The organism is Cryobacterium sp. MLB-32 (genome assembly GCF_000738085.1).
Classification (GTDB): domain Bacteria; phylum Actinomycetota; class Actinomycetes; order Actinomycetales; family Microbacteriaceae; genus Cryobacterium.
In genome coordinates, this window is sequence record NZ_JPRS01000006.1 from 52,511 (window position 1) to 75,787 (window position 23,277).

The following is a 23,277-nucleotide window of genomic DNA, read 5'->3' on the forward strand; positions in this document are numbered from 1 at the left end:
CCATGTCACTGCTGAAGAGTCTCCCCAATGTCACCGATCCCGATGTGCTGTTCGAAGCCTTCGAAAACTGGGCGACCGAGCAAGGCCTGAGCCTGTACCCGGCGCAGGAGGAGGCGGTCATCGAGATCGTCTCCGGCGCGAACCTCATTCTGAGCACGCCCACTGGAACCGGCAAGTCCCTCGTAGCCGTCGGCGCGCACTTCGCCGCACTCTCGGCCGGCAAGCGCAGCTTCTACACGGCTCCGATCAAGGCGCTCGTGAGCGAGAAATTCTTCTCCCTGGTGGAGACGTTCGGCGCTGAAAACGTGGGCATGATGACCGGTGACTCCTCGGTGAACGCCGACGCCCCCATCATCTGCTGCACCGCCGAGATCCTCGCCAACCTCGCCCTGCGTCACGGAGAAGACACCGAGGTCGACCAGGTCGTGATGGACGAGTTCCACTTCTACGCCGACCCCGACCGCGGCTGGGCCTGGCAGGTGCCCCTGCTCCTGCTGCCGCGGGTGCAGTTCATCCTGATGTCAGCCACGCTCGGCGACGTGAAATTCATCGCCGAGGACCTCTCGAAGCGCACAGGCCGGGACACGGCGATCGTCACCGGCGTCGAGCGCCCGGTGCCGCTCAACTACTACTACGAGACCACGCCCGTGCACGAGACGGTCGAAGACCTGCTGCACACCCAGAAGGCCCCCGTCTACATCGTGCACTTCTCCCAGGCGGCCGCCCTTGAGCGCGCGCAGGCCCTCGCGAGCGCCAAAGTGGCGACTCGGGAGCAGCGCGACGAGATTGCGGAGCTGATCGGTGAGTTCCGGTTCACGACGAGCTTCGGCAAAACGCTCTCCCGCCTCATCCGCATGGGCATCGGCGTGCACCATGCCGGAATGCTGCCCAAGTACCGTCGGCTCGTGGAACAGCTCGCCCAGCGCGGCATGCTGCGCGTGATCTGCGGCACCGACACGCTCGGTGTGGGTATCAACGTGCCCATTCGCACGGTGCTGTTCACCGCCCTCACCAAGTACGACGGCGTGAAGATGCGCCAGGTGCACGTGCGCGAATTCCACCAGATCGCCGGACGAGCCGGACGGGCCGGCTACGACACCGCGGGAACGGTCGTGATCCAGGCCCCCGACCACGAGTCCGAGAACCTCAAGGCCATCGAAAAGGCCGGCGACGACCCGAAAAAGAAGCGCAAGATCGTGCGCAAGAAGGCGCCCGACGGCTTCGTGTCCTGGGGCGAGCCCTCCTTCCGCCGCCTCGTCGACGCCGAGCCGGAGACGCTCAGCTCAAGCATGCAGATGACCGCCGCCATGCTCATCAACGTGATCGGACGCGGAGGCGACGCCTTCGCCCACGTGCACTCGCTCGTCTTCGACAACCACGAGCCGTGGAAACGCCAGCTCGTGCTCGCCCGCCGCGCCCTCGGCATCTACAAGACCCTGCGCGAAGCCGGCATCGTGGAGCAGAGTGCGGCAGGCAGTATCCGCTTGACCGTCGACCTGCAGGCCAACTTCGCGCTCAACCAGCCGCTGTCGCCGTTCGCCCTCGCGGCCTTTGAACTGCTCGACCCCGACCCGGAGACGGGCCCCGGCCCGGGCACCGGTAACTACGCGCTCGACATGATCTCGATCCTCGAGGCCACCCTCGACGACCCCCGGCCCGTGCTGATGGGCCAGCAGTTCGCGGCGCGCGGCGAGGCCGTGAACGCCATGAAGCGTGAGGGCATCGAATACGACGAGCGGATGGCGCTGCTGGAGGAGGTCACCTGGCCCAAGCCTCTCGAAGAGCTGCTGAATTACACGTTCGAGACCTACAAGGCGTCTCAGCCCTGGATCGCGGACTTCGAGCTCAGCCCCAAGTCCGTCGTACGGGACATGTACGAGCGAGCCATGTCCTTCGGCGAGTTCATCGCCTTCTACAAACTCGCCCGCAGCGAGGGCGTCGTGCTGCGCTACCTCTCCGACGCCTATCGCGCCGCTCGGCAGACCATTCCCGACGAGGCCAAGAACGAAGACCTGCTCGACCTGATCGAATGGCTCGGCGAACTCGTGCGGCAGGTGGACTCGAGCCTGCTCGACGAGTGGGAAGAAATGCTGCACCCGGATGCCGCCGAGCACGCCACCGAGGCGCACGCCATCCTGCCGCCGGCCCCGAAACGCCTGACCACCAACGTGCGGGCCTTCCGCATCCTGGTGCGCAACGAGCTCTTCCGCCGGGTTCAGCTCGCGGCGCTGGAGAACTACGAAGAGCTGGGCGTTCTCGATAAAGAACACGGCTTCACGGCGGATGTGTGGGCCGACTCGCTCGATGACTACTTCGAGGATCACGACGAGATCCTCACCGGCGCGGATGCGCGCAGTTCCGACCTGCTGCTCATCGAGGTCACCTCGACGCAGTGGAATGTGCGGCAGATCCTCGACGACCCGGCCGGCGATCACGACTGGGGCATCAGCGCCGAGGTCGACCTCGCCGCCAGCGACGAGGCGGGCGAGGCCGTGCTGCGCGTGACGGCCGTCAACCGGCTGTAGCCACGCCGTACCCGCGGCGCGCGCCCGCCGGTGCGGTAGCGCGCGGCTGTAGCGGCGCGGTACCAGCGCGCGACCGGCGGAACGGGTTAGCGTGAGCGGTATGGCTCACCACTTCGCACCCATCCGCACGGCCGTGATCGGGTTCGGGCTCGCCGGCCGTACCTTTCACAGCCCCTTCATCGCGGCCAACCCCGAGTTCTCGCTCGCCGTGATCGTCACGGCTAACCCGGACAGGCAGGCGGACGCCCGACGACTCCACCCCGAGGCCCGAATCGTGGCGACAACGAACGAGCTGTTCGAGAGCGCGACCGACCTCGATCTCATCGTGATCGGTTCACCGCCCGCCACCCATGCCGACCTCGCCGACCGGGCATTGGATGCCGGGCTTGCGGTCGTGGTGGACAAACCCTTCGCGGTCACCAGCGACGAAGGCCGGGCCCTGGTCGAGAAAGCCGACCGGCTGGCCTCCACGCTCACGGTGTTTCACAACCGACGCTGGGACGGCGACTTCCTCACCCTTCGGGCGCTCATCGAGGGCGGCACGCTGGGACGCGTGCGGCGCTTCGAGTCGCGCTTCGAATTCTGGAAGCCCGTCCCGAGGCCGTCGTGGAAGCTCGAGGCGACGCCAGAAGACGGTGGAGGACTGCTGTACGATCTCGGCCCGCACCTGATCGACCAGGCGCTCGTGCTGTTCGGACCGGTCGTCGATGTTTACGCCGAGACGCTCACCCGACGGGAGGGCGGCCTCGCCGACGACGATGTCTTCGTGGCGCTCACGCACGAGTCCGGCGTGACCTCCCACCTGTGGATGAACGGGCTCGCCGCCCAGCGCGCCCCGCGGTTCCACGTGCTCGGCTCCGAGTCGGCCTACACGGTCTGGGGCCTCGACGGTCAGGAGGCAGCGCTCAAGAACGGCGCCCTGCCGACCGACGCGGACTTCGGAGTGGCCGACGAAGCAGAGTGGGGCCTCGTCGGAATCGACGGCGACCTCACGCCGTATCCCACCGATCGCGGACGCTATGACCTCTTCTACGCCGGCCTCGCGGACGCGATCCTGCGAGGCGCACCGGTGCCGGTCGATCCCCGCGACGCCCTGCGCGTGATCGAGATCATCGAACGGATCCACGCCGCCCGCTGAACCGGCGGATGCCGGGAGCTACCGCGTGGTGGTCCAGTCGAGGTTGATGATCTGCTTGAGGTAGATTCGCTCGCCCAATCCCGGCACCGACGGGTTCATCGTCAGCATCATCTGCACGGGAATGTTGAACCGCTGGGCGATGTCGAAGAAGGCGTCGCCCTCGACGACCGTATAGGTCATGAGCGCGCCCGCGGAATTGGCGACGGCCGGGCCACGCGCTCCGGGAGTGGAGCCGAGGTCGACGGCCGGTCCCTGCGGCAGGGGAACGGGTTCCGCGTTCGGCACGAGGTCGGGTACCTCGGGATTGGGGATGAGCGCGGGCGCCTCGGTGATCACGGGCTCAGGCGCGGGCGCGGGCGTCGGAGTCGGGGAGGGAGACGGAGTCGGCTTCGGACTCGGGGTGAACGTGACGGTCACCGCGGGCGTCGGTGTTCCCGTGCAGCCGGCAAGCAGAACGAGCAGAACAATGGCAGCCGAGGCGACGCCGGCTCGGTGCGACACAGTGCGAAAAATGGTGACCCCCCAGTTGCACTCCCGGAACGGTGCGAATGCAACCCCAACCGGACGTGTCACCCCACCCTACGGGGTCAGATCAACATTCGATCACGTTGACCGCGAGGCCGCCCTCGCTGGTCTCCTTGTATTTGGTCATCATGTCGAGGCCGGTTTGCCGCATCGTCTCGATCACCGTATCAAGGGACACGAGGTGTGTTCCGTCACCGTGCAGCGCCAGGCGGGCGGCCGAGACGGCCGTCGACGAGGCGATCGCGTTGCGCTCGATGCACGGTACCTGCACGAGCCCGCCGACCGGGTCACACGTGAGCCCGAGATGGTGCTCCATGGCGATCTCGGCGGCGTTCTCCACCTGTCGGGGCGTTCCACCGAGCACCGCACAGAGTGCGCCGGCGGCCATCGCGCAGGCCGAACCCACCTCGGCCTGGCAGCCGCCCTCTGCTCCGGAAATTGAGGCGTTGGCCTTCACCAACGATCCGATGGCCACCGCGGTGAGGAGGTAGCGGCGGATTCCCGCGGCATCCGCGCCCGGCACGAAACGCAGGTAATAGTGCGCAACGGCGGGGATGATGCCCGCCGCGCCGTTCGTGGGGGCCGTCACGACGCGGCCGCCCGAGGCATTCTCCTCGTTGACGGCGAGGGCGAACGCGTGCAGCCACTCGGTCGAGGTGTCGCGGTCACGCTGCGACTGGCCATCATATTCCTCAAGGCGCATACGAACGGATGCCGCTCGGCGCTTGACCTTCAGTCCGCCCGGGAGGGTTCCCGTTGCCTGCAGGCCGGCCTCGACGCACTCGTGCATGGCGTCCCAGATCGCGTTCAGCCCGGCGTTCAGCCCGCGCTCCCCGTGGATGGCTTCTTCGTTGCGGCGGGCGACCTCGCAGATGCCGATTCCATGCTCGTCGCACAGCGCGAGCAGCTCAGCGCTGGACGCGTAGGGGAGAGGCTGTGTGGCGGTGCAGGTGGCGATCTGGTCGCCGTCCTGGCGGATGAAACCGCCTCCCACCGAGTAGAAGGTCTGCACGAACAGCGGCGCGGCATCCGTGTCGCCCCACGCGGAGATGGTCAGCGCGTTGGGGTGACCGGGGAGTCGGGTACGGGGCTCGAAGGTCACGTCGCCGCGTGCGACGGGGATGGTGTGCCCGCCGAGCAGAGTGAGGGTCGCGCCCTGATCAAGACCGGCCCAGGCATTGCGCACGTCGTCGGGGTCGCATGCCTCCGGCCTGAAGCCGGCGAGTCCCGCGAGTACGGCGTCGGGGGTGCCGTGGCCGAGGCCGGTGGAGCCGAGCGAGCCGAACAGGGAGCAGCTGATCCGGGTCACGTCCGGGAGCAAGCCGGAATCTCTCAGACGCTCGGCGAAGACGAGGGCGGCCCGCATGGGTCCGACCGTATGGGAACTGGATGGACCGATCCCAATGGAGAAGAGGTCGAGAGCCGAGACGTACGCTGTCACCCCTCCATGTTACGTGGAATGACAGCGCAGCTTGACACGCCCGGACATGGCTCGAACCCCCCGCGACGAATCAGCGGAGGGCTCGAGAGTGCGAGGGACTGCGGTGGTGTTACGCGATAGTGAAGGTGATGGTGGAGACGTAGGGGTTGACATCGCTGGATCCGACGGTTCCGACGAAGTTGGAGCGGAAGGCGTTGGCCGGTACTTCAAGGCTGTATCCGGGGGTGAGGGTGTAGGTGCCCCTGCCAGCGCTCGGGGAGGTGACGAGCGCTTGGGCGCTTGTGCTCATGGTAACCGCGGAGGTGCTCGGGGCGGCGTCCGAGCCGCTGCCGGCGGTGACAGTTCCCGGGGTGACGATGAGGTTGCCGATGGGGAGCGTGCGGGCGGTGGTATCCACGCTGCCGGCGGCGCTGGTGAAGTCGGTGGCGCTGGCCGAGAGGCTCCAGGCGGCGTTCGTGCCGCGGGCGTTGGTGATCGTCCAGCCCGTTGCCGTGCCGGTGGAATACTGGCTCGTGGAGCCGTTGAGTGTGACGCCGGTCATGGTGTCGGGGGCGGTGGCGAACGCGGTGAGGAACCCCGCCGACACGGTGGAGCTGATGTCATCGGTGTTCGGGGTGGCGTTCGCAGGCGAGAGAGCGACGCCGAGCAGGATACCGGTCGCTGCAATGATGCCGGCGGTCTTGATGGATGCGTGCATGGTGTTGTCCTCTTGCTTGGGTGCCGAAGCGGGCTGTTTGGCCCGGTTGGGCTGCCGTGTGGCGATATCCCCATACTTCGCGTTGAAGCTCAAGGGGAGCAGCGGAGCGGCGCAGGGTTCGATCAGGCTTTACGCAAGACTTCGTGAGGTTCAGGAGATCGTGAAGGTCAACGTAGAAATGAAGGGATTCAGTTCGGAGTGGTCGATCACTCCCGAAAAGTTTGATCGGTAGGCGTTCGGCGGGATCATCAGGCTGACTGCTGGCGTGAGCACGTAGGTACCACGATGCGAGCCGACGGCCGTGATGAGCGCCTGGGCCGAAGTCGCCAGCGCCAGCGGCGGTGCGGAGATGCCACTTATGGGGTCGGAACCGGGTCGGGCCGTGATTGAACCCGGTGTGATCGACAGGTTCTCAACGCTGAGGGTGCGCGGGGTCGACTCGACCGATCCGGCCGCGCTGGTCGGGGTGGTCGCCTCTACCGACACGGTCCATGACGCCCCGGATCCACGGGCGTCGGTTATGGTCCACTCGGTGGACAGGCCCGTCGCGTACTGGGTTGTCGTGCCGTCGAGCGTGACGGCGGAGAGAGCGGCGCCGGCCGTCACAATCTCGAGCGGTCCAGGAACGGGCTCCGGGTCGGTCGAGGTTGCTGCATTGAGGGTGATCGCGCCGTCGACGGTGAGAGCTCGTCCGGTGAAAGCGCACTGAGCGCCGATCGAAATCGCGGCGAGTCCCAGAATGGTGCCCTGGAACCCGCAGGCAGCCCCGAGGGTGACTGCGCCCGTGACCTGCCAAAACACCCGGGAGGCCTGCGCGCCGTTGACGAGGGTGATGGTGCTCCCGGCGGCCGTATTGAATGCGGCGTCGACCTGAAAGATGAAGACGGCGTTGGGGTTGCCCTGGCCGTCGAGGATGAGTGCGGTGCTCACCGACAGGGCCGCGGCGGAGCGGTAGACCCCCGCTGTGAGGGTACGCCCCCCGAGATCGCCGGCGAGGCTCGCGGAGGGCGTCCGTGCCACCGCATCGTTGTAGGCCAGTCGAAGGTCCGCCTGGGCCTGTGCGGCAGCGGCGTCGCCGTAGTGTGTCGCGCCGGTGATGATTCCGGGAGGAAAGCCGGTGATCGCGACGCCAGGGCTCGTGCCGACGTCACCGTTCATCGTCGATGTGCTCGTGTTCGCCACCGACGCGGACGCCAGGAGGGCATAACTCCGGGCCGTTCCCAGCCAGATCGTTGCCTCGCTGTTGAGCGTCGTGCCGTTGAGCGAAATTGCCCCGGCGCGCGACAGCGCCCGACCGAGGAAACCGGAACTGTTGCCGATGCTCACGGCCCCCTGCGCCAGGAGAGAACCCGTGAAAGCGGAGGCGGCGCCGAGGGACACCGCACCTTTCACCCGCCAGAACACCCTCGATACCTGGGCGCCGTTGACGACTTTCACAGTGCTCCCCGCCGAGGTCGTGAGAGTGGAGTCGAGCTGCAGGATAAAGACCGAGTGTACGTTTCCTTGCCCGTCGAGCAGCACCGTGCCGTTGAGGGAGAGTGGACCGGCTGCGGCATAGACGCCAGACGTGAGCGTACGACCGCCGAGGTCTCCCGAGAGTGTCCCCGTGGGCGTGCGGGCAGCGGCGTCGGTGGACGCCGCTGACAGGTCCACCTGCGCCTGCGCCGCCTGGCTGTCGTTGACGTGGGTGCTGCCGCTGTTGAGTCCCGGCGGGAAACCGGTCAGAACGGTCCCGGGGCTCACGCCCACGTTGCCGCTGAGCGTCGTCATCCCCGTGTTCGTCACGGATGTGCCGGCGAGCGCCGAGTATGCCCCTGCCGTTCCGAGATTGACGGGGGCCTCGGGCAGTATGACGCTCGTGTCCAGGGCGAGCGCTGCCGTGAGTGACAGGGCACGTCCCACGACGGTGCTTCCCGCCCCGATGGAGATCGCGGCGAGGCCGAGGAGTGTGCCGGCGAAGCTCGCCGACGCGCCCAGAGTTGTCGCGCCGACCACCTGCCAGAAGACCCGCGAGGACTGTGCCCCGTTCACCAGAACGATTCTGGCGGCGGCGGCCATGCCGAAGGCCGCGTTGACCTGGAAGATGAAGACGGCCGCAGGATCGCCTTGGGCATCGAGCGTGAGCGCCGAGCTGATCGACAGTGCGGCAGCAGAGCGGTACACCCCTGCCGTGAGAGTCGTACCGCCGAGATCCCCGGCAATCGCCTGCGTGGGGACTTGGGCCGCGGTTGCCGAATACGCCGCGAGCGCATCGGCTTGGGCTTGGCGGGCGGCGGAGTCGCCCGGGTGCAGTTGGCCGGTCAGGATACCCGGCGGGAAACCGGACACGGCGAGCCCTGGATATGACCCGACATTCCCGCTGACCGCAGAGGCTCCCGTGTTGGCCACCGACGTTCCCCCGAGAAGGGAGTACGTCGAAGCCGTGCCGAGATCAACGACGGTTCCCAACGCCTGGGCAGCGGGCGCACTGATTGTGACCTGTACCACCAGGACGACGATGAGCGCGAGTATCGCCATTCCGGGCCACCGCCCGGCGCACGGGCCGACGGTGCGCATCAGGTCGGCGGGGCGACCCCGCCGGTCGATGTCGGTGTGGACACCGCCACCTGGGCAAAGGCGCGCCGGGCTCGGCGGACGAACAGGAGGATGCGCCAGATGCCGAACGCAATGGCCGCGAGGATGAGCGCACTGGCGAGGACGAACCACCAGGGGGCGTAGACGAAGCTCGTGCTCACGCGGGTGTCGCCGGCATCCGAGGCGAGGGCGGCCTCTGCAGTGCCGGCCTGCAGGAAAGGCGCCCCCGTGAGGTTTGCCTGCAGGTCGAGGGTGGCGCCCGGAAGGATGCTTTCGGGAGTAGCGAAGTCGATATTCGCGGTGGCACCGATCCAGCTGCTGATGTCGAGCACCGCCGTCGGATGAAGAATCGTGTTGCCCGTATTCGTGATCGGCAGGGTGAATGTGACCGTGTCGTTCGAGACGGTCCAGCCGAGATCACCGTGCGTGAGGGTGGGGACGGCCGTGCCGGCCACCGCCAGATAGATCCGTACGCCCTGACGTTGGATGACGTCTAACCGCACGGAGGCGTCGCCGCCCGAGTTCGTAGTTTCTCCCTGCACCGGGGCACTTTCGATGATCACGCCTCCGGCGTAGTCGCCGGGGGTCGCCGTGGCCGGCACGCTGAGCCGGAACGGAACCGTGAGCTGGGAGTTCGCCGGAACGGTGATTGATTCCGCACCGAGGCTGACCCAGGCGCCGACACCGGTTCGGGCATCGGACTGGGCGGCGAGCGCGAAGGCGCCCTGCGGTGTGCTCTGCCCGTCGACGGCGTAGTTCAGCAGAGTCACCGCCTCGGCGCTGTGATTGCTGACAATCGCGTTCGCGTCGATCGCGGCCCCGGGGGCCAGGTTGATGTGAAAGAAGTCGGATTCGAGTTCCGGACGGATGCCGAGGGTCCCGTCGTCCACGGCCGTCGCCGGAGCGGCACCGAGGCCAATGAGGAATGGGGAAAGCGCCAGCGCCGCCACAAGCATGGCCAGACGCCGCGGCGCGCGCACTCGTGTGCGTGTGGAGCTGACGGTCATAGAGAAACCTTAACTGAGAAAGTATCAAATACCCCTTGAATGGGGGTTTTAATGTCGAACCCGAGACGCGCTTTGCGATGGTGATCGTAAGTACGGCGATGCACGCGTTTAGGGGGGAGGCCGCGACCGCGCCGCTGTAGTGGGAACGCTAGGCGTTGGGCGGAACGGCGAGGCGGAACGTCGGTGTCACAACGAACGTTCCGCTGCTGGACGCGGGAGCGGAGATGAAAGCCTGTGTCACCGTGGAGACAGGGTGCGCTGATCGGCGGTGATGCCGGAGGGCTGACCGCTGCCCGTCGTGATGCTTCCCTGCGTGACCAGGAGATTGCCCACCGGAAGGGTCCCGCGCGCGGCCCGTGAACTTTCGGCGTGTCAGGCTCCCAGCACGTCAGAAACGCCGTGTAGCGCCACGCTATCGGGCCTGGCTCCGGGGCGCGCAGGAGTGCGTCACCGGGCGCAATTCGCCCTCGCCAGACAGCCCCTGCCAACGAGGCCTAGATGTGAGAGTCTTGTCTGAAGGCTCTCAGTGGGCCTCCGGACGAGGGATCAGTACCCGGCACGCGACAAGACTGGCCACGGGAGTACTGTCATGTCCTGGATTATTCTGATCGCCTCCGGCACTCTCGAAGCCGTCTGGGCCACCGCCCTGGGCAAGTCCGAGGGATTCACCAAAATCTGGCCGTCCATCATCTTCGGCGGGGCCCTGCTGCTGAGCATGGGCGGCCTTGCGCTCGCCATGCGGGACATTCCGATCGGCACGGCCTATGCGGTGTGGGTGGGCATCGGTGCCGCCCTTACCGTGACGTGGGCGATGGCCTTCGGTGGCGAACCCACGTCGCTGCTCAAGGTGGTGCTCATCCTCGGTCTGGTCGGGTGCGTTATCGGCCTCAAGCTCGTCGACGACAGTCACTGAAGCGTCACGCCCGCCTAGCCGAGGTGCACGGCGCCAAACGCGAGGGCGGCCACGAGGGTCCACGACAGCAGGGCGACAACCAGGGCGCGCCAGCCGGTGCGCACGAGAGTGACGAGCCGCACCGCCGCGCCGAGGGCGAACAGGGCCATCGCGAGCAGGGCGGTCTGCACCGTGTCGGCGGCAACCAGCAGGGGGGCGGGCAGCGGCAGCAGGCTGCCCAGCACGACTGCCACGATGAACCCGAAGACAAACAGGGGTACGAGCGGAGTGCGGGTGGGAGGGTCTTCGGCCAGAACGGGGCGGCGGCGCTCGACCGCCGACGCGACCGCGACGATCGGTGCCAGCATCAGCACGCGGGTGAGCTTGACCACGATGGCGATGGCCAGGGCGGCGGGCCCGGCCACCTGGGCGGTCGCCACGACCTGCCCGACGTCGTGGACCCCAGCCCCGACCCAGTGACCGAATTGGGCCGGAGACAGCTCGAGCGGATGCCACAGCAGCGGCAACACGGCGATCGCGACGGTGCCGCACAGGGTGACGAGGGCGATCGAGGTGGCCGTGTCCTCGTCCTTGGCCTTGACGGCGCCGCTCATGGCCCCGATCGCCGAGGCGCCGCAGATCGAAAAGCCGCTGGCAATGAGCAGGGGCTGGTGCCCGGGCAAGCGGAACAGTCTGCCGAGTCCCAGCGTGCCGGCGAAGGTGACGAGCACGATGGCTACGGTGGTCGCGATGGTGACCCAGCCGAGCCCAGCGATGTCGCCGAGGCTGAGCTTCAGCCCCAGCAGCACGATTCCGAGGCGCATGAAACGCTGGCCGGCAACGGTGAGGCCCGGGGCGAGTGTTCCGGCGAGGGGGGTGCGCAGTGCGGGCACCTGGCCGACGATGATTCCGAGTCCGACGGCGAGCGTGAGCAGGGGAGCCGCCGGGATGAGGGTGTGCAGGCCCCACGAGGTCATGGCGGCGGCGGCCGCGAGGAGCACGCCCGGCAGCCACATGAGTTCAAGCCTACTGCCCGACCAGGCGCCCGCCGCCGGGCACAGAAAAGCCGCTCCCCCCTGAGGAGGAGCGGCTGATGGCTGTGTTCTGGGTCTCGACAGGCTCGACCAGCGGTGGGGGCTCGACCAGCGGTTGGGCGCTGGTGACCAGCGACCGGCTACCGGTAGCGGAAGCGGGCCACCATCGGGCAATCGAACGGGTCGCGGGCCGCGAGGCCGACCTTGTTCAGGTACTCGATGACGATTCCGTACGATTCGAACACACCGGTCTCGGTGTATTTGATGTCGTTGGACGCGCAATACTCCTTAGTGATTTCAGCCGCCTTGCGCAGGTGCGGGCGGGCCATGTTCGGGAACAGGTGGTGCTCGACCTGGTAGTTCAGGCCGCCCATGTAGGTGTCGATGAACGTGCCGCCACGGATGTTCCGCGAGGTGAGCACCTGACGACGCAGGAAGTCGACCTTGCTTTCGGCGGGCAGTTGCGGCATGCCCTTGTGGTTCGGGGCGAAAGACGCTCCCATGTACACACCGAACACGGCGAGCTGCACACCGATGAAGGCGAACGCGAGGCCGAGGGGCAGGAAGAAGAAGATGACCGCGACGTAGAGCACGATACGGCTGACGAGCATGGTGATTTCGACGGCGCGACTGTCGACTTTGTGCTTACCGAAGACCGTCTTGAGGCCCTGCACGTGAAGGTTGAAGCCTTCGAACATCAACAGGGGGAAGAAGAGGTAGCCCTGTTTGCGCGTCACGAACGAGCCGAGCCAGCTCACCTTCGCGGCGTCTTCTTCGCGGAAAACGATGAAGTCGGGGTCGATGTCGGGGTCTTTGCCGATCACGTTCGGGTTGGCGTGGTGGCGGCTATGCTTCGTCATCCACCAGGCGTAGCTGATGCCCACGAACAGGTTGGCCAGGATGCGGCCCGCGCGGTCGTTGGCTTTGCCGGACTTGAAGACGGCGCGGTGAGAGGCCTCGTGGGCGAGGAAGGCGAACTGCGTGAAGATGATTCCGAGCGCGGCTGCGATGAGCAGCTGGTACCACGTGTCACCGAGCAGGATGAAGCCGGTAACGGCTCCGCCGGTCGCGACGACCAGGATCGAAAACATCATCCAGTAGAAGCCGGTGCGTCGACCGAGCAGTCCCAGATTGCGCACCGTGTGCAGCAGCGAGGAGTATTCGGTTGTGGGGTTCTTCTTGTCTCCACCCGGGCGCGTCCGAATGATTCGGACCGCGGGTGCGGCAGTAGCTTCCGACATGAGGCCTTTGGTAGACGTAAGACTTCTCAGCCAGGGTGTGAGCAATTACTCGTGGAGCAGATACCTCTCAGTGTACGGTCGCGACCCCACCTAACACCAAGTTTTCACACACTATTCCCAGTCATTATATGCCATTCTGAGAATATATCAAGCCTGACCTATCTCCAACTGGGCATCCATGTATGAAGCTGCCAGAAGGTGAACGATGTCTGGGTTCCCGTCCACAGTGGGTAAAAAAAGACGCTGATCAGAAGAGAAATAACCAAAAATACAGCCACGATTCGGCGGCCGATGACAACCCTGCCGGGGTCGGGTATTGCACCCCGCGGGTGCGGAATCAGCCCCAGCACGAGACCGATCACGCAGGTCAGGCAGAGAAGAAGGTACGGCTCGAAGGCGATTGTGTAGAACTGGAATACGGTGCGGTTGAGGTACATGAGCCAGGGAAGGTAGCCGGCCACCATGCCCATCATGATGAGGCCGACCCGCCATTCACGGTAGCGGGCCAGGCGATACACCAGGTAGAACAGCGCGGCCGTGGCCGCCCACCAGATGAGCGGATTGCCGACCGAGGTGATCGCCGCCGAGCAGCTGTCGCTGGCGCAGCCGTCCTCGCCACGGCTGGTGCCGACGTAGTACATGCTTGTCGGCCGGATCATAAACAGCCACGTGAGCGGGTTGGCCTGATACGGGTGTGGCGTGGACAGTCCTACGTGATACGTGTAGGCCGCCACCTGGTAGTGCCAGAAACTCTGGATTGTGTGCGGAACCCAGGCGAGGGGCCCGCTCCACGCGGCGCCGAGTGAATCCGCCCAGTTGCGATAAAAGCCGCCGCGGGTGACAAACCAACCGGTCCAGGAAATGAGATAGGTGACTAGCGCGATCGGCACCATCAGAAGCAGATTGGCGGGCGCCTGCTTGAGGATCGCGGCACTGGCCCAGAACGACACCCCGGCGCGGCGCCGGGCGAGCGCGTCGACCACAACGGAGTACACGCCGAAGGCGGCGAGAAAATACAGGCCGGACCATTTGACGGAGCAGGCGAGTCCGAAGGCCAACCCCGCCGCGATCAGCCACGGACGCCACCAGAGGGTGGGGCCCAGTGTGGATTGAGTCCCGCGGCCCGGCGTTGGTCGAGCCAGGCACCGAGTCGTCGTGCATGCCAGGGGCGGTCGAGGAGGATCGCGCCGAAACCGAGCAGGGCGAAGAACATCAGCGAGTTGTCCAGCAGGGCCACGCGCGACATCACGATGGCGTGTCCGTCGATCGCGAACAGGAACCCCGCGATCGTGGCGAGGGTCAGCGACCCGAACAGTCGGCGGGCGATCAGCATCAGCAGCACGACCGCGAGGATGCCGATCAGGGCGGTCGAGATGCGCCAGCCCCAGCTGCTGGCGGGGCCCGTGGCGGCCATTCCGAGCGCGATGAGCCATTTGCCGAGCGGCGGATGCACGACGAATGAGGGATCCGTCGTGAACACGCCGGTCTGGCCACCGGCGAAGAGGGCGTCGGCGTCGTTCGGCCACGTGGATTCGTAGCCGTTGATGAAGAGCGTCCAGGCGTCCTTCACATAGAACGTCTCGTCGAAGACGAGCGAGTGCGGGGTGCCGAGGTTCCACAGGCGCAGGGCGGCGGCAAGCACAACCACCAGGATGGGGGCGGCCCACCGGACCCATCGACTAGTAGCGAGCACCTGTCCATCGTAGTGAACAGGATCGGCGTCGGCTCCGATGTCGGGACTGAGACAATGGAATCATGATCATCCTCGCAGCCACACCGATCGGAAACCTCGGGGATGCCTCCAAGCGCCTGGTCGAGGCGCTCAGCACCGCGACCGTCGTCGCCTCGGAAGACACCCGGGTCACGATTCACCTGCTGAAGGCCCTCGGCATCGAGAATCGCCCGCGGTTGATCAGCCTGCATGACCACAACGAGCGCGGCAAGGCGGCGGAACTCGTGGAGTTGGCCCGGGAAACCGACCTGCTCGTGCTCAGTGACGCCGGAATGCCGACGGTCTCAGACCCCGGCTTCCACCTCGTCGATGCGGCGGTCGCCGCCGGCGTGGTTGTCTCCGCGCTTCCGGGGCCGTCGGCCGTTCTGACGGCCCTCGCCGTGTCGGGGCTGCCGACCGATCGCTTCACCTTTGAGGGCTTCCTGCCCCGCAAACACGGTGAACGCGTCGGAACCCTGCGCGAGCTGGCGACGGAGCGTCGCACGATGGTGTTCTTCGAATCCCCCAACCGGCTGGCCGCGAGCCTCACCGACATGGCGGGCGCACTCGGCGCCGACCGGAGGGTGGTCGTGTGTCGGGAGCTCACCAAGTTCTATGAGGAAGTCAAACGAGGCTCCGCCGCCGAACTTGCCGAGTGGGCCGCCGCGGGCGTGCGCGGTGAAATCTGCATTGTCGTGGCGGGCGCCGAACGTCAGGTGCTGAACCTCGAGGACGGTGTGCGCGCGGTGCTCGCGCTCGTGGCCGGAGGCATCCGTTTGAAAGAGGCCGCCGCCGATGTGTCGGCAGCGAGCGGCCTCGGCAAACGTGAGCTGTACGAGAGCGCCCTGCTGGCGAAGACCGGGAAGAAAGAGGCGAAACCCGACCGCTCGGCATTCCCGCTGGGATGATGACGTGGGCTCGTTGAGCCCCGCGTAGCGTCACACGGCGTGGGCTCCGGTCGTCTCCGCCTAAGATGAAGCCATGTCCGACGGCTCTTCTTTCTACATCACCACGCCCATTTTCTATGTGAATGATGTCCCGCACATCGGGCACGCATACACCGAGGTGGCGGCCGACGTGCTTGCCCGCTGGCACCGCCAGTCGGGTGACAACGCCTGGCTGCTCACCGGAACCGACGAGCACGGCCAGAAGATCCTGCGCACGGCCACGGCCAACGGCGTGACGCCGAAGGAGTGGGCCGACCGACTCGTCGAGACGGCGTGGAAGCCGCTGCTGGAGACGGTGAACATCGCGAACGACGATTTCATTCGCACGACCGACGAGCGCCACGAGGTGAACGCCCAGAAGTTCCTGCAGCACCTGCAGACCGAGGGACACATCTACACGGGCGAGTACGAGGGGTACTACTGCGTCGGCTGCGAGGAATACAAGCCCACCTCCGACCTCGTGGATGGCACCGGTGACGACGCCGGCGTTCTGGTCTGCGCGATCCACTCCAAGCCCGTCGAGCTGCTGCACGAGAAGAACTACTTCTTCAAGATGAGCGCCTTCGCCGACCAGCTGCTGGCCCTCTACGAGGCCAACCCCGACTTCGTGCAGCCGGAGTCCGCGCGCAACGAGGTCATCTCGTTCGTCAAGCGCGGCCTGAGCGACCTCTCCATCTCCCGCTCGAGCTTCGACTGGGGCATCAAGGTGCCGTGGGATGAATCTCACGTCGTCTATGTGTGGTTCGATGCGCTCCTGAACTACATCACCGCTGCCGGTTACGGGCAGAATGACGAGGAATTCGCGAGCCGCTGGCCGGCCACGCACATCGTCGGCAAGGACATCCTCCGCTTCCACGCTGTTATCTGGCCCGCCATGCTGATGGCCGCGGGAATTGCCGTTCCCAAGCAGGTCTTCGGTCACGGCTGGCTGCTGGTGGGCGGCGAGAAGATGAGCAAGTCCAAACTCACCGGCATCGCACCGAGCGAGATCACCGACACGTTCGGCTCGGACGCGTTCCGCTACTACTTCATGCGCGCGATCAGCTTCGGCCAGGACGGATCGTTCTCCTGGGAAGACCTGTCCGCGCGGTACCAGTCCGAACTCGCCAACGGTTTCGGTAACCTCGCGTCCCGGGTGATCGCCATGGTCGTGCGCTACTGCGACGGCGAGGTGCCTCTCGGCGGCGAGCCCACCGAGGCGGACCTCGGCATCCAGGCAACCGAGAAGCGCGTGACGGATGCCTCGGCGGCGTTCATTGATCGCCTGGCGATTCACGAGGCCGTCGCATCCGTCTGGGAACTCGTCGACGAGCTCAACGGTTACATCACCCTGCAGGAGCCGTGGGCACTGGCCAAGGACCCGGCGACGCGGGAGCGTCTGGAGACCGTGCTGCACACGGCCGTGCGCGGCCTCGGCACGCTCACCGTGCTGCTCTCTCCGGTGATTCCGGTGGCCACTGGCACCCTCTGGACCGCCCTCGGCGGCACCGGCGCTCTCACCGATCAGCGCATCGACAGGGCCTGGGGCTGGGCCGGCGGCACGCACGTGACTCCGCTCGAACCGCTGTTCCCGCGAATCGAGTCGACCGTTGGGTAGCGACGGAGCCCCGATTCGCCAGCGGGACAAGGGGGCCGGGCGTGACCTGAGCTATCCGCCGCTGCCCGAAGCGCTGTCGGTTCCGATCTACGACAATCACACGCACCTCGAAATCGCCGATGGCGAAAACCCCCTCAGCTACACCGAGCAGCTCGACCGCGCCTCGAGCGTCGGCGTGCGCGGGGTCATCCAGGTCGGTGGTGACCGGGAAACGTCGCGTTGGTCGGCCGACATGGCCCAGATCGAACCGAGAATGCTCGCGGCAGTGGCGATCCACCCCAACGAGGCCCCGGTCTACGCCGCAGGGGGCACCCTCGACGACGCGATTGCCGAGATCAGCGAGCTCGCCGCGCGACCCCGTGTGGTGGCCGTCGGGGAGACCGGTCTCGACTTCTTCCGCACGGAGGAGCCCGGTCACGCCACGCAGTACCGCTCGTTCGAGGCGCACATCGAGATCGCCAAGCAGAACAACCTCGCCTTGCAGATCCACGATCGCAATGCCCACGCCGAGGTCATCGCCACGCTGCTGCGGGTCGGAGCCCCGGAGCGCACGGTGTTCCACTGCTTCTCCGGCGACGCGGAGATGGCCCGCGTCTGCGCAGAACACGGCTGGTACATGTCGTTCGCCGGCAACGTCACCTTCGGCAACGCCCATGATCTGCGCGCCGCCCTCGCGGTCGCGCCGCGCAGCCTGCTGCTCGTGGAGACGGATGCCCCCTTCCTCACGCCGATGCCCTACCGCGGTCGCCCCAACGCCCCCTACCTGTTGCCGAACACGCTGCGCGCGATGGCCGCACACCTTGAAACGGATGTCTCCCTCCTGTCTGCCCAAATCACGTCCAACACCGAGCTCGTTTACGGTCGCTGGGACGCCGAGCCGGTCACGGCCGCGCATGACGCCGACCGCTCCGACACCCAGCCGGTCGGTGGTCTCGCATGAGCGCCGATTCGGGCCAGGATGCACCTCAGGACGCCGTTCCTGACAAGACTCCGCAGAAGCTCCTCGGCCCCGCCGAGATCCGCGACCTCGCCGAGATGCTCGGGGTGAACCCCACGAAGAAACTGGGCCAGAACTTCGTCATCGACGGCAACACCGTACGCCGGATCGTGCGCGTGGCGAGCGTCGCCGCCGGCGACGTCGTTGTCGAGGTCGGTCCGGGACTGGGCTCCCTCACGCTGGGCATTCTCGAGACCGGGGCAAGCGTCGTGGCCGTGGAGATCGACGACCGTCTGGCGGAGCAACTTCCTCTCACCGTAGAACTCATGCAGCCCGGCGCCCCGCTCACGGTCATCCGCGCCGACGCGCTCAAGATCGACGCGCTTCCCGGCGACCCCACCCGACTCGTGGCCAACCTGCCCTACAACGTGTCCGTGCCGGTGCTGCTGTATCTGCTGGAGAACTTCGCGTCGATCCACGCCGGCGTGGTCATGGTGCAGGCGGAGGTGGGCGAGCGCCTCGCGGCGCCTCCCGGCAGCAAGGTCTACGGCAGCCCCAGCGTCAAGGCTGCATGGTACGGCGCCTTCCGCACCGCCGGCAAGGTGAGCCGCCAGGTATTCTGGCCGGTTCCGAACGTCGACTCGATCCTGGTTGCCTTCGAGCGACGTGCGGAACCGCTCGAGAGCGAGGAGCTGCGCCTCGCGACCTTCGCGCTCGTCGACGCGGCGTTCCAGCAGCGTCGAAAAATGCTGCGGCAATCACTCTCCGTGGTGCTCGGGGATTCGGCCACGGCATCCGCTCTCATGCAGAGCGCCGGCATCGACCCGACAACCCGCGGAGAGCAGCTCACCGTGCACGACTTCCTCGCTGTCGCCCGAGCCTGGGTCGCACAATAGGTGGTGGTCCGGCCATGGCGCACGACGGGAACGTGGCGCCCGCATGGGCCGCGTCCAATGATGTGCGCGGGCTGGGCTAGGTTAAGAGCATGACGACGACGGCCGGCTCCCAGGTTGTGCACGCACGAGCGCCGGGCAAGATCAATGTCTTCCTCAAGGTGGGCGCCGTAATGGACGATGGTTATCACGACCTCGCCACGGCCTTCCAGGCGGTTTCGCTCAGCGAAGAGGTGCGCGCGTACCCGGCCAGCGATTTCTCGGTGGAGTTCAGCGGGTCCGTCGATACCTCGGGTCTCACCACCGGCGGCAGCAATCTGGCCATCAAAGCGGCCCGAGCCCTCGCCCGAAAGTCCGGCTATCGCGGGGGAGTGCACCTCGAGATCGAGAAGAACGTACCCATAGCGGGCGGCATGGGCGGCGGCTCTGCCGACGCCGCCGCGACGCTTCTGGCGTGCGACGCCCTCTGGGGCACGAATGCCACGAAGGAAGAACTGCTCGTCATCGGCGCGACACTCGGCGCAGACGTGCCGTTCGCGTTCACCGGCGGCACCGCTATCGGCACCGGGCGCGGTGACCAGCTCAGCCCGGCCCTGGCCAAGGGCAAGTTCCAATGGGTGCTGGCCCTCGCGGAATTCGGCATGTCGACCCCCGCCGTGTACGAGGAGCTCGACCGCCACCGTGATCGTCATGCCCAGGACATCTTTCCAGCGGAGGTGCAGCCGACGGTTGACTCGAAGGTGCTGCTTGCCCTGCGTGCCGGTGACCCGCACATGCTCGCCGACGTACTCCACAACGACCTGCAGGCCCCCGCGCTGCACCTCGCTCCTGGCCTCGGTTCGGTCATCCAGCTCGGTGAGCAGAACGGTGCCCTCGCCGGCATCATCTCGGGCTCCGGACCCACGGTCGCCTTCCTGGTAGCGGATGCCGACAGCGCGCTGGAGCTGCAGGTCGCCCTCTCGGCCTCCCGCCTCCGTGTCGTGCGCGTGACGGGCCCCGTGCATGGCGCCCGCCTCATCCACGACTAGCCCACCCGCCCCGAGGCATAACTCCTGCAATGTGCCGGCACGACGTTCACCAGTCCCGTCATCACGCGGTGGACCGCGGCATCGGCCGCGATCTGCAGGAGTTATGCCGACCGACGGGCCGTGGTGCGGCGTGCCGTAAACTTGGAGGCTATGGCACATCTTCTCGGGGCTGAGTCCCTGCACCTCGAATTTCCCACACGCGTCATCTTTGACAGCGTCACCGCCGGCCTCAACGAAGGCGATCGCATCGGCGTCGTCGGCAAGAACGGCGACGGCAAGTCCACCCTCATGCGCCTGCTCGCCGGCCGCATGGAACCCGACGAGGGCCGCGTCACGCGTCGGCGCGGCGTCACCATCGGCATGCTCGACCAGTCCGACGACCTGGCCTCGGGCCAGACCGTGGGCCACACCATCGTCGGCGGTATCGAGGAGCACGTCTGGGCGGGCGACTCCAAGGTGCGCGACGTCATCGGCGGCCTCGTTCGCGACATCCCCTGGGATGCCCTCGTCGACGATCTCTCCGGTGGACAGCGCCGCCGGGTGGCCCTCGCCGCCGTGCTCATCGGCGACTATGACGTGATCTTCCTCGACGAGCCCACCAACCACCTCGACGTGGAAGGTATCTCCTGGCTCGCCGGCCACCTCAAGACGCGCTGGGCCGCCCAGAGCGGTGGACTCGTGGTCGTCACCCACGACCGGTGGTTCCTCGACGAGGTGTGCAATATCACCTGGGAGGTGCACGACCGCGTCATCGAGCCCTTCGAGGGTGGCTATGCCGCGTACATCCTGCAACGCGTCGAGCGCGACCGGATGAGCTCCGTGGTCGAATCCAAGCGTCAGAACCTGATGAAGAAAGAACTGGCGTGGCTGCGCCGCGGCGCCCCGGCCCGCACCGCGAAGCCCAAGTTCCGCATCGATGCGGCCAACGTACTGATCGAAAACGAGCCGCCGCCCCGCGACACCGTCTCGATGCAGTCGATGGCGATGCAGCGCCTCGGCAAGGACGTCGTCGACCTGATCGATATCACCGTGAAATTCGGCGACAAGACCGTACTCAACGACATCACCTGGCGCATCGCGCCGGGTGAGCGCACCGGCATCATGGGCGTCAACGGAGCCGGCAAGTCCACTCTGCTCAACCTGGTCGCCGGCACCCTGCAGCCCACCTCCGGGCACGTCAAGCGCGGCCAGACCATCAAGGTCGCCGTGCTGACCCAGCAGCTTTTCGAGCTCGACGAGATCCGCAACGACCGGGTCAGCGATGTCATCGGTCGTCAGAAGACCTCGTACATGGCCGGCGGCAAGGAGATCACCCCCGGTCAGATGCTCGAGCGGATGGGGTTCCTCAGCGCCCAGCTGACGACGCAGGTGAAAGACCTCTCCGGTGGGCAGAAGCGCCGCCTTCAGCTGCTGCTGATCGTGCTCAGCGAGCCGAACGTGCTCATCCTCGATGAGCCCACCAACGACCTCGACACCGACATGCTCGCCGCCATGGAAGACCTGCTCGACTCGTTTCCCGGAACCCTGCTGGTGGTGTCGCACGACCGGTACCTGATCGAGCGCGTCACCGACAACCAGTACGCCGTCATGGACGGCGGATTCCGCCACCTGCCGGGAGGTGTCGATCAGTATCTCGAGGTGCGGCGCAAGGCCGTTGCCGGTCCCGCTTCGGGCTCACCGGCCGATGGCAGCGCCTCGGCCAAGAAGAAGTCATCGCTGGGCGGCGCCGAACTGCGCAACGCTCAGAAGGAACTGGCCTCGATCGACCGCAAGATCGCGAAGCTGCAGGATCGGATCGTGCTCAAGCACGAGAAGATCGCCGCCCACGATCAGACGGATTTCACCGGTCTGGGCGCTCTGGGAGTGAAGCTGAGCGAGCTTGAGGGATCCATCGCCACGCTGGAAACCCGCTGGGTCGAACTTTCCGAGTTGTTGGAGAGCTAAATTCGCAGGACCTGTGACCGCGTGTGACGCACGCGGCCACGGGTCGCAGCTTCTCCGGTTAGGCTTATTGAGTGCCTCGCAGAGCTGCCGCACAGACCCCCCATCCCCCATACGTCCGGGGTTGCTCTGTGCCCGCAACCGCTGTGCCATGAGTCCTTGCGCCTACCGGCGCGAACGGCGTTCTCGGGGATTTCACACATCGAAAGTGACTGCCCTCGTGACGAACCACCGTTCCCTCAAGAAGACCATCCTGGCCGCGCTCGCGGTTGTTCCGCTCGTGGCGCTGATGGCCGGATGCGCCGGTGCCGCCGGCGGAGAGGACGTCGTGAAGATCGGCGTCGTCGACGCCAGCGAACCGTACTGGGACGTCTACAAGGACGCCGCAGCCGAGGCCGGAATCACCGTTGAACTCGTGAACTTCGCGACCTACGAGCAGCCGAACCCCGCGCTGACCGCCGGTGAAGTCGACATCAACCAATTTCAGACCATTGTTTACCTCGCCAACTACAACGTGGCGAGCAAGGAAGACCTGACAACGATTGGCGCCACAGCGATCTACCCCCTCGGCCTGTACTCCACCGAGTATGACAACGTTGACCAAATAAAGAAGGGCGACACCGTCGCCGTCCCGAATGACAAGAGCAACATGGCCCGCGCGCTCGTGGTTCTGCAGTCGGCCGGTCTCATCGAGCTGACCGACGGTGGCACGATTTCCTCGTCGCTGGATGACATCGACACCGCGGCATCCCGGGTAACCGTGACGGCGCTCGAGGCGTCACTGACCACGACGTCACTGCCTGACGTCGCCGCGGCGATCGTCAACAACGAGTTCGTCGGAAAGGCCGGTCTCAGCTTCTCCGACGCCCTCGCCCAGGATGACCCTGCGGCCGCCCAGTCCGTGCCGTACGCCAATGTCTTCGCTGTTCGCGCCGAGGACAAAGACAATGCCACGTACACGAAGCTTGTGGAGATCTACCAGACCACCCAGGGCGTGCAGGACGGCGTGCGTGAAGCCTCCGGCAATACCGCGGTCCTCCTGACGACTCCGGTCTCGGACCTCGAGGCGTCCCGCGCTGCGGTCGAGAAGCAGACGAAAGCTCAGCAGTAAACACACGAGGCGAGTCGGCGGATCCGGCAGGGATGTCC

At 66.4% G+C, this 23,277-nt stretch carries 19 protein-coding genes and 1 riboswitch; of the genes, 10 read left to right on the top strand and 9 right to left on the bottom strand.

What is annotated here, in order from left to right; genetic code table 11:
* Positions 1-2: 2 nt before the first annotated feature.
* Together JF66_RS01605 and JF66_RS01610 are read left to right on the top strand one after the other, a co-directional pair.
* Positions 3-2,525 carry an RNA helicase gene (locus JF66_RS01605; RefSeq protein WP_035874153.1) on the top strand — a complete coding sequence of 841 codons (2,523 nt, stop codon included), beginning with the start codon at positions 3-5 and terminating at the stop codon, positions 2,523-2,525.
* Between the two features lie 100 nt (positions 2,526-2,625).
* A complete protein-coding gene (locus JF66_RS01610; protein ID WP_035874154.1) occupies positions 2,626-3,663 on the top strand; it encodes a Gfo/Idh/MocA family oxidoreductase in 1,038 nt (345 codons plus the stop codon).
* An 18-nt stretch (positions 3,664-3,681) separates the two neighbouring features.
* Here the strand turns inward: JF66_RS01610 and JF66_RS01615 are convergent, their stop codons facing one another.
* The 5 genes from JF66_RS01615 to JF66_RS01640 all read right to left on the bottom strand — a co-directional run bounded on the left by JF66_RS01615 (position 3,682) and on the right by JF66_RS01640 (position 9,907).
* Entirely contained in the window at positions 3,682-4,164 is a 483-nt protein-coding gene (locus JF66_RS01615; RefSeq protein ID WP_156109610.1) for a LysM domain-containing protein, read from the bottom strand.
* A gap of 91 nt (positions 4,165-4,255) precedes the next feature.
* Positions 4,256-5,629 (bottom strand): L-serine ammonia-lyase, encoded by a 1,374-nt coding sequence (locus JF66_RS01620; protein WP_035874161.1) that lies wholly within the window; start codon positions 5,627-5,629, stop codon positions 4,256-4,258.
* Between the two features lie 109 nt (positions 5,630-5,738).
* Positions 5,739-6,326, bottom strand: a complete 588-nt coding sequence (locus tag JF66_RS01625; RefSeq protein ID WP_051973011.1) for a WxL domain-containing protein — start codon at positions 6,324-6,326, stop codon at positions 5,739-5,741.
* 150 nt (positions 6,327-6,476) lie between these two features.
* A complete protein-coding gene (locus tag JF66_RS21510) occupies positions 6,477-8,843 on the bottom strand; it encodes an ice-binding family protein (protein ID WP_197059286.1) in 2,367 nt (788 codons plus the stop codon).
* Between the two features lie 38 nt (positions 8,844-8,881).
* A complete protein-coding gene (locus JF66_RS01640; protein ID WP_231556254.1) occupies positions 8,882-9,907 on the bottom strand; it encodes a WxL protein peptidoglycan domain-containing protein in 1,026 nt (341 codons plus the stop codon).
* A 513-nt stretch (positions 9,908-10,420) separates the two neighbouring features.
* A riboswitch (guanidine-III (ykkC-III) riboswitch) is annotated at positions 10,421-10,485 on the top strand.
* A gap of 11 nt (positions 10,486-10,496) precedes the next feature.
* Here JF66_RS01640 and JF66_RS01645 point away from each other — a divergent pair.
* A complete protein-coding gene (locus JF66_RS01645) occupies positions 10,497-10,820 on the top strand; it encodes a multidrug efflux SMR transporter (protein ID WP_035874164.1) in 324 nt (107 codons plus the stop codon).
* Between the two features lie 14 nt (positions 10,821-10,834).
* On the opposite strand, the gene JF66_RS01650 is transcribed toward JF66_RS01645, so the two are convergent.
* From JF66_RS01650 to JF66_RS24135, 4 genes are all read right to left on the bottom strand, one after another.
* Entirely contained in the window at positions 10,835-11,815 is a 981-nt protein-coding gene (locus JF66_RS01650; RefSeq protein ID WP_035874166.1) for a YeiH family protein, read from the bottom strand.
* A 158-nt stretch (positions 11,816-11,973) separates the two neighbouring features.
* On the bottom strand, positions 11,974-13,074 hold the full coding sequence (locus JF66_RS01655; RefSeq protein ID WP_051972988.1) for an acyl-CoA desaturase: 1,101 nt from the start codon (positions 13,072-13,074) through the stop codon (positions 11,974-11,976).
* A 158-nt stretch (positions 13,075-13,232) separates the two neighbouring features.
* Positions 13,233-14,132: a hypothetical protein gene (locus JF66_RS24130; protein WP_051972989.1), complete on the bottom strand. Its 900-nt coding sequence runs from the start codon at positions 14,130-14,132 to the stop codon at positions 13,233-13,235.
* Positions 14,133-14,143: 11 nt separating this feature from the next.
* Complete coding sequence (locus JF66_RS24135) at positions 14,144-14,767, bottom strand: phospholipid carrier-dependent glycosyltransferase (protein ID WP_231556255.1); 624 nt, start codon at positions 14,765-14,767, stop codon at positions 14,144-14,146.
* 62 nt (positions 14,768-14,829) lie between these two features.
* Here JF66_RS24135 and rsmI point away from each other — a divergent pair, with 62 nt between their 5' ends.
* The 7 genes from rsmI (at position 14,830) to JF66_RS01695 (ending at position 23,239) form a co-directional block, all read left to right on the top strand.
* On the top strand, positions 14,830-15,693 hold the full coding sequence (rsmI, locus tag JF66_RS01665) for a 16S rRNA (cytidine(1402)-2'-O)-methyltransferase (RefSeq protein ID WP_051972991.1): 864 nt from the start codon (positions 14,830-14,832) through the stop codon (positions 15,691-15,693).
* A gap of 73 nt (positions 15,694-15,766) precedes the next feature.
* On the top strand, positions 15,767-17,329 hold the full coding sequence (gene metG / locus JF66_RS01670; protein WP_035874171.1) for a methionine--tRNA ligase: 1,563 nt from the start codon (positions 15,767-15,769) through the stop codon (positions 17,327-17,329).
* Positions 17,322-18,269, top strand: a complete 948-nt coding sequence (locus JF66_RS01675; RefSeq protein ID WP_051972992.1) for a TatD family hydrolase — start codon at positions 17,322-17,324, stop codon at positions 18,267-18,269. The genes metG and JF66_RS01675 overlap by 8 nt, the downstream gene beginning before the upstream one ends.
* A complete protein-coding gene (gene rsmA / locus JF66_RS01680) occupies positions 18,266-19,162 on the top strand; it encodes a 16S rRNA (adenine(1518)-N(6)/adenine(1519)-N(6))-dimethyltransferase RsmA (RefSeq protein ID WP_081882068.1) in 897 nt (298 codons plus the stop codon). The genes JF66_RS01675 and rsmA overlap by 4 nt, the downstream gene beginning before the upstream one ends.
* 89 nt (positions 19,163-19,251) lie before the next feature.
* Positions 19,252-20,187 (top strand): 4-(cytidine 5'-diphospho)-2-C-methyl-D-erythritol kinase, encoded by a 936-nt coding sequence (locus tag JF66_RS01685; RefSeq protein WP_035874173.1) that lies wholly within the window; start codon positions 19,252-19,254, stop codon positions 20,185-20,187.
* Between the two features lie 150 nt (positions 20,188-20,337).
* Entirely contained in the window at positions 20,338-22,131 is a 1,794-nt protein-coding gene (locus tag JF66_RS01690) for an ABC-F family ATP-binding cassette domain-containing protein (RefSeq protein ID WP_035874176.1), read from the top strand.
* A gap of 205 nt (positions 22,132-22,336) precedes the next feature.
* Positions 22,337-23,239, top strand: coding sequence for a MetQ/NlpA family ABC transporter substrate-binding protein (locus JF66_RS01695; protein ID WP_369797932.1), 903 nt, complete (start codon positions 22,337-22,339; stop codon positions 23,237-23,239).
* Positions 23,240-23,277 lie beyond the last annotated feature (38 nt).

Bases quoted from the DNA above. Each gene is read 5' to 3' on its own strand.
- JF66_RS01605 (WP_035874153.1), top strand. From the start codon at position 3: ATGTCACTGCTGAAGAGTCTCCCCAATGTCACCGATCCCGATGTGCTG.
- JF66_RS01610 (WP_035874154.1), top strand. From the start codon at position 2,626: ATGGCTCACCACTTCGCACCCATCCGCACGGCCGTGATCGGGTTCGGG.
- JF66_RS01625 (WP_051973011.1), bottom strand. From the start codon at position 6,326: ATGCACGCATCCATCAAGACCGCCGGCATCATTGCAGCGACCGGTATC.
- JF66_RS21510 (WP_197059286.1), bottom strand. From the start codon at position 8,843: ATGGCGATACTCGCGCTCATCGTCGTCCTGGTGGTACAGGTCACAATC.
- JF66_RS01640 (WP_231556254.1), bottom strand. From the start codon at position 9,907: ATGACCGTCAGCTCCACACGCACACGAGTGCGCGCGCCGCGGCGTCTG.
- JF66_RS01645 (WP_035874164.1), top strand. From the start codon at position 10,497: ATGTCCTGGATTATTCTGATCGCCTCCGGCACTCTCGAAGCCGTCTGG.
- JF66_RS01650 (WP_035874166.1), bottom strand. From the start codon at position 11,815: ATGTGGCTGCCGGGCGTGCTCCTCGCGGCCGCCGCCGCCATGACCTCG.
- JF66_RS01655 (WP_051972988.1), bottom strand. From the start codon at position 13,074: ATGTCGGAAGCTACTGCCGCACCCGCGGTCCGAATCATTCGGACGCGC.
- rsmI (WP_051972991.1), top strand. From the start codon at position 14,830: ATGATCATCCTCGCAGCCACACCGATCGGAAACCTCGGGGATGCCTCC.
- metG (WP_035874171.1), top strand. From the start codon at position 15,767: ATGTCCGACGGCTCTTCTTTCTACATCACCACGCCCATTTTCTATGTG.
- rsmA (WP_081882068.1), top strand. From the start codon at position 18,266: ATGAGCGCCGATTCGGGCCAGGATGCACCTCAGGACGCCGTTCCTGAC.
- JF66_RS01685 (WP_035874173.1), top strand. From the start codon at position 19,252: ATGACGACGACGGCCGGCTCCCAGGTTGTGCACGCACGAGCGCCGGGC.
- JF66_RS01690 (WP_035874176.1), top strand. From the start codon at position 20,338: ATGGCACATCTTCTCGGGGCTGAGTCCCTGCACCTCGAATTTCCCACA.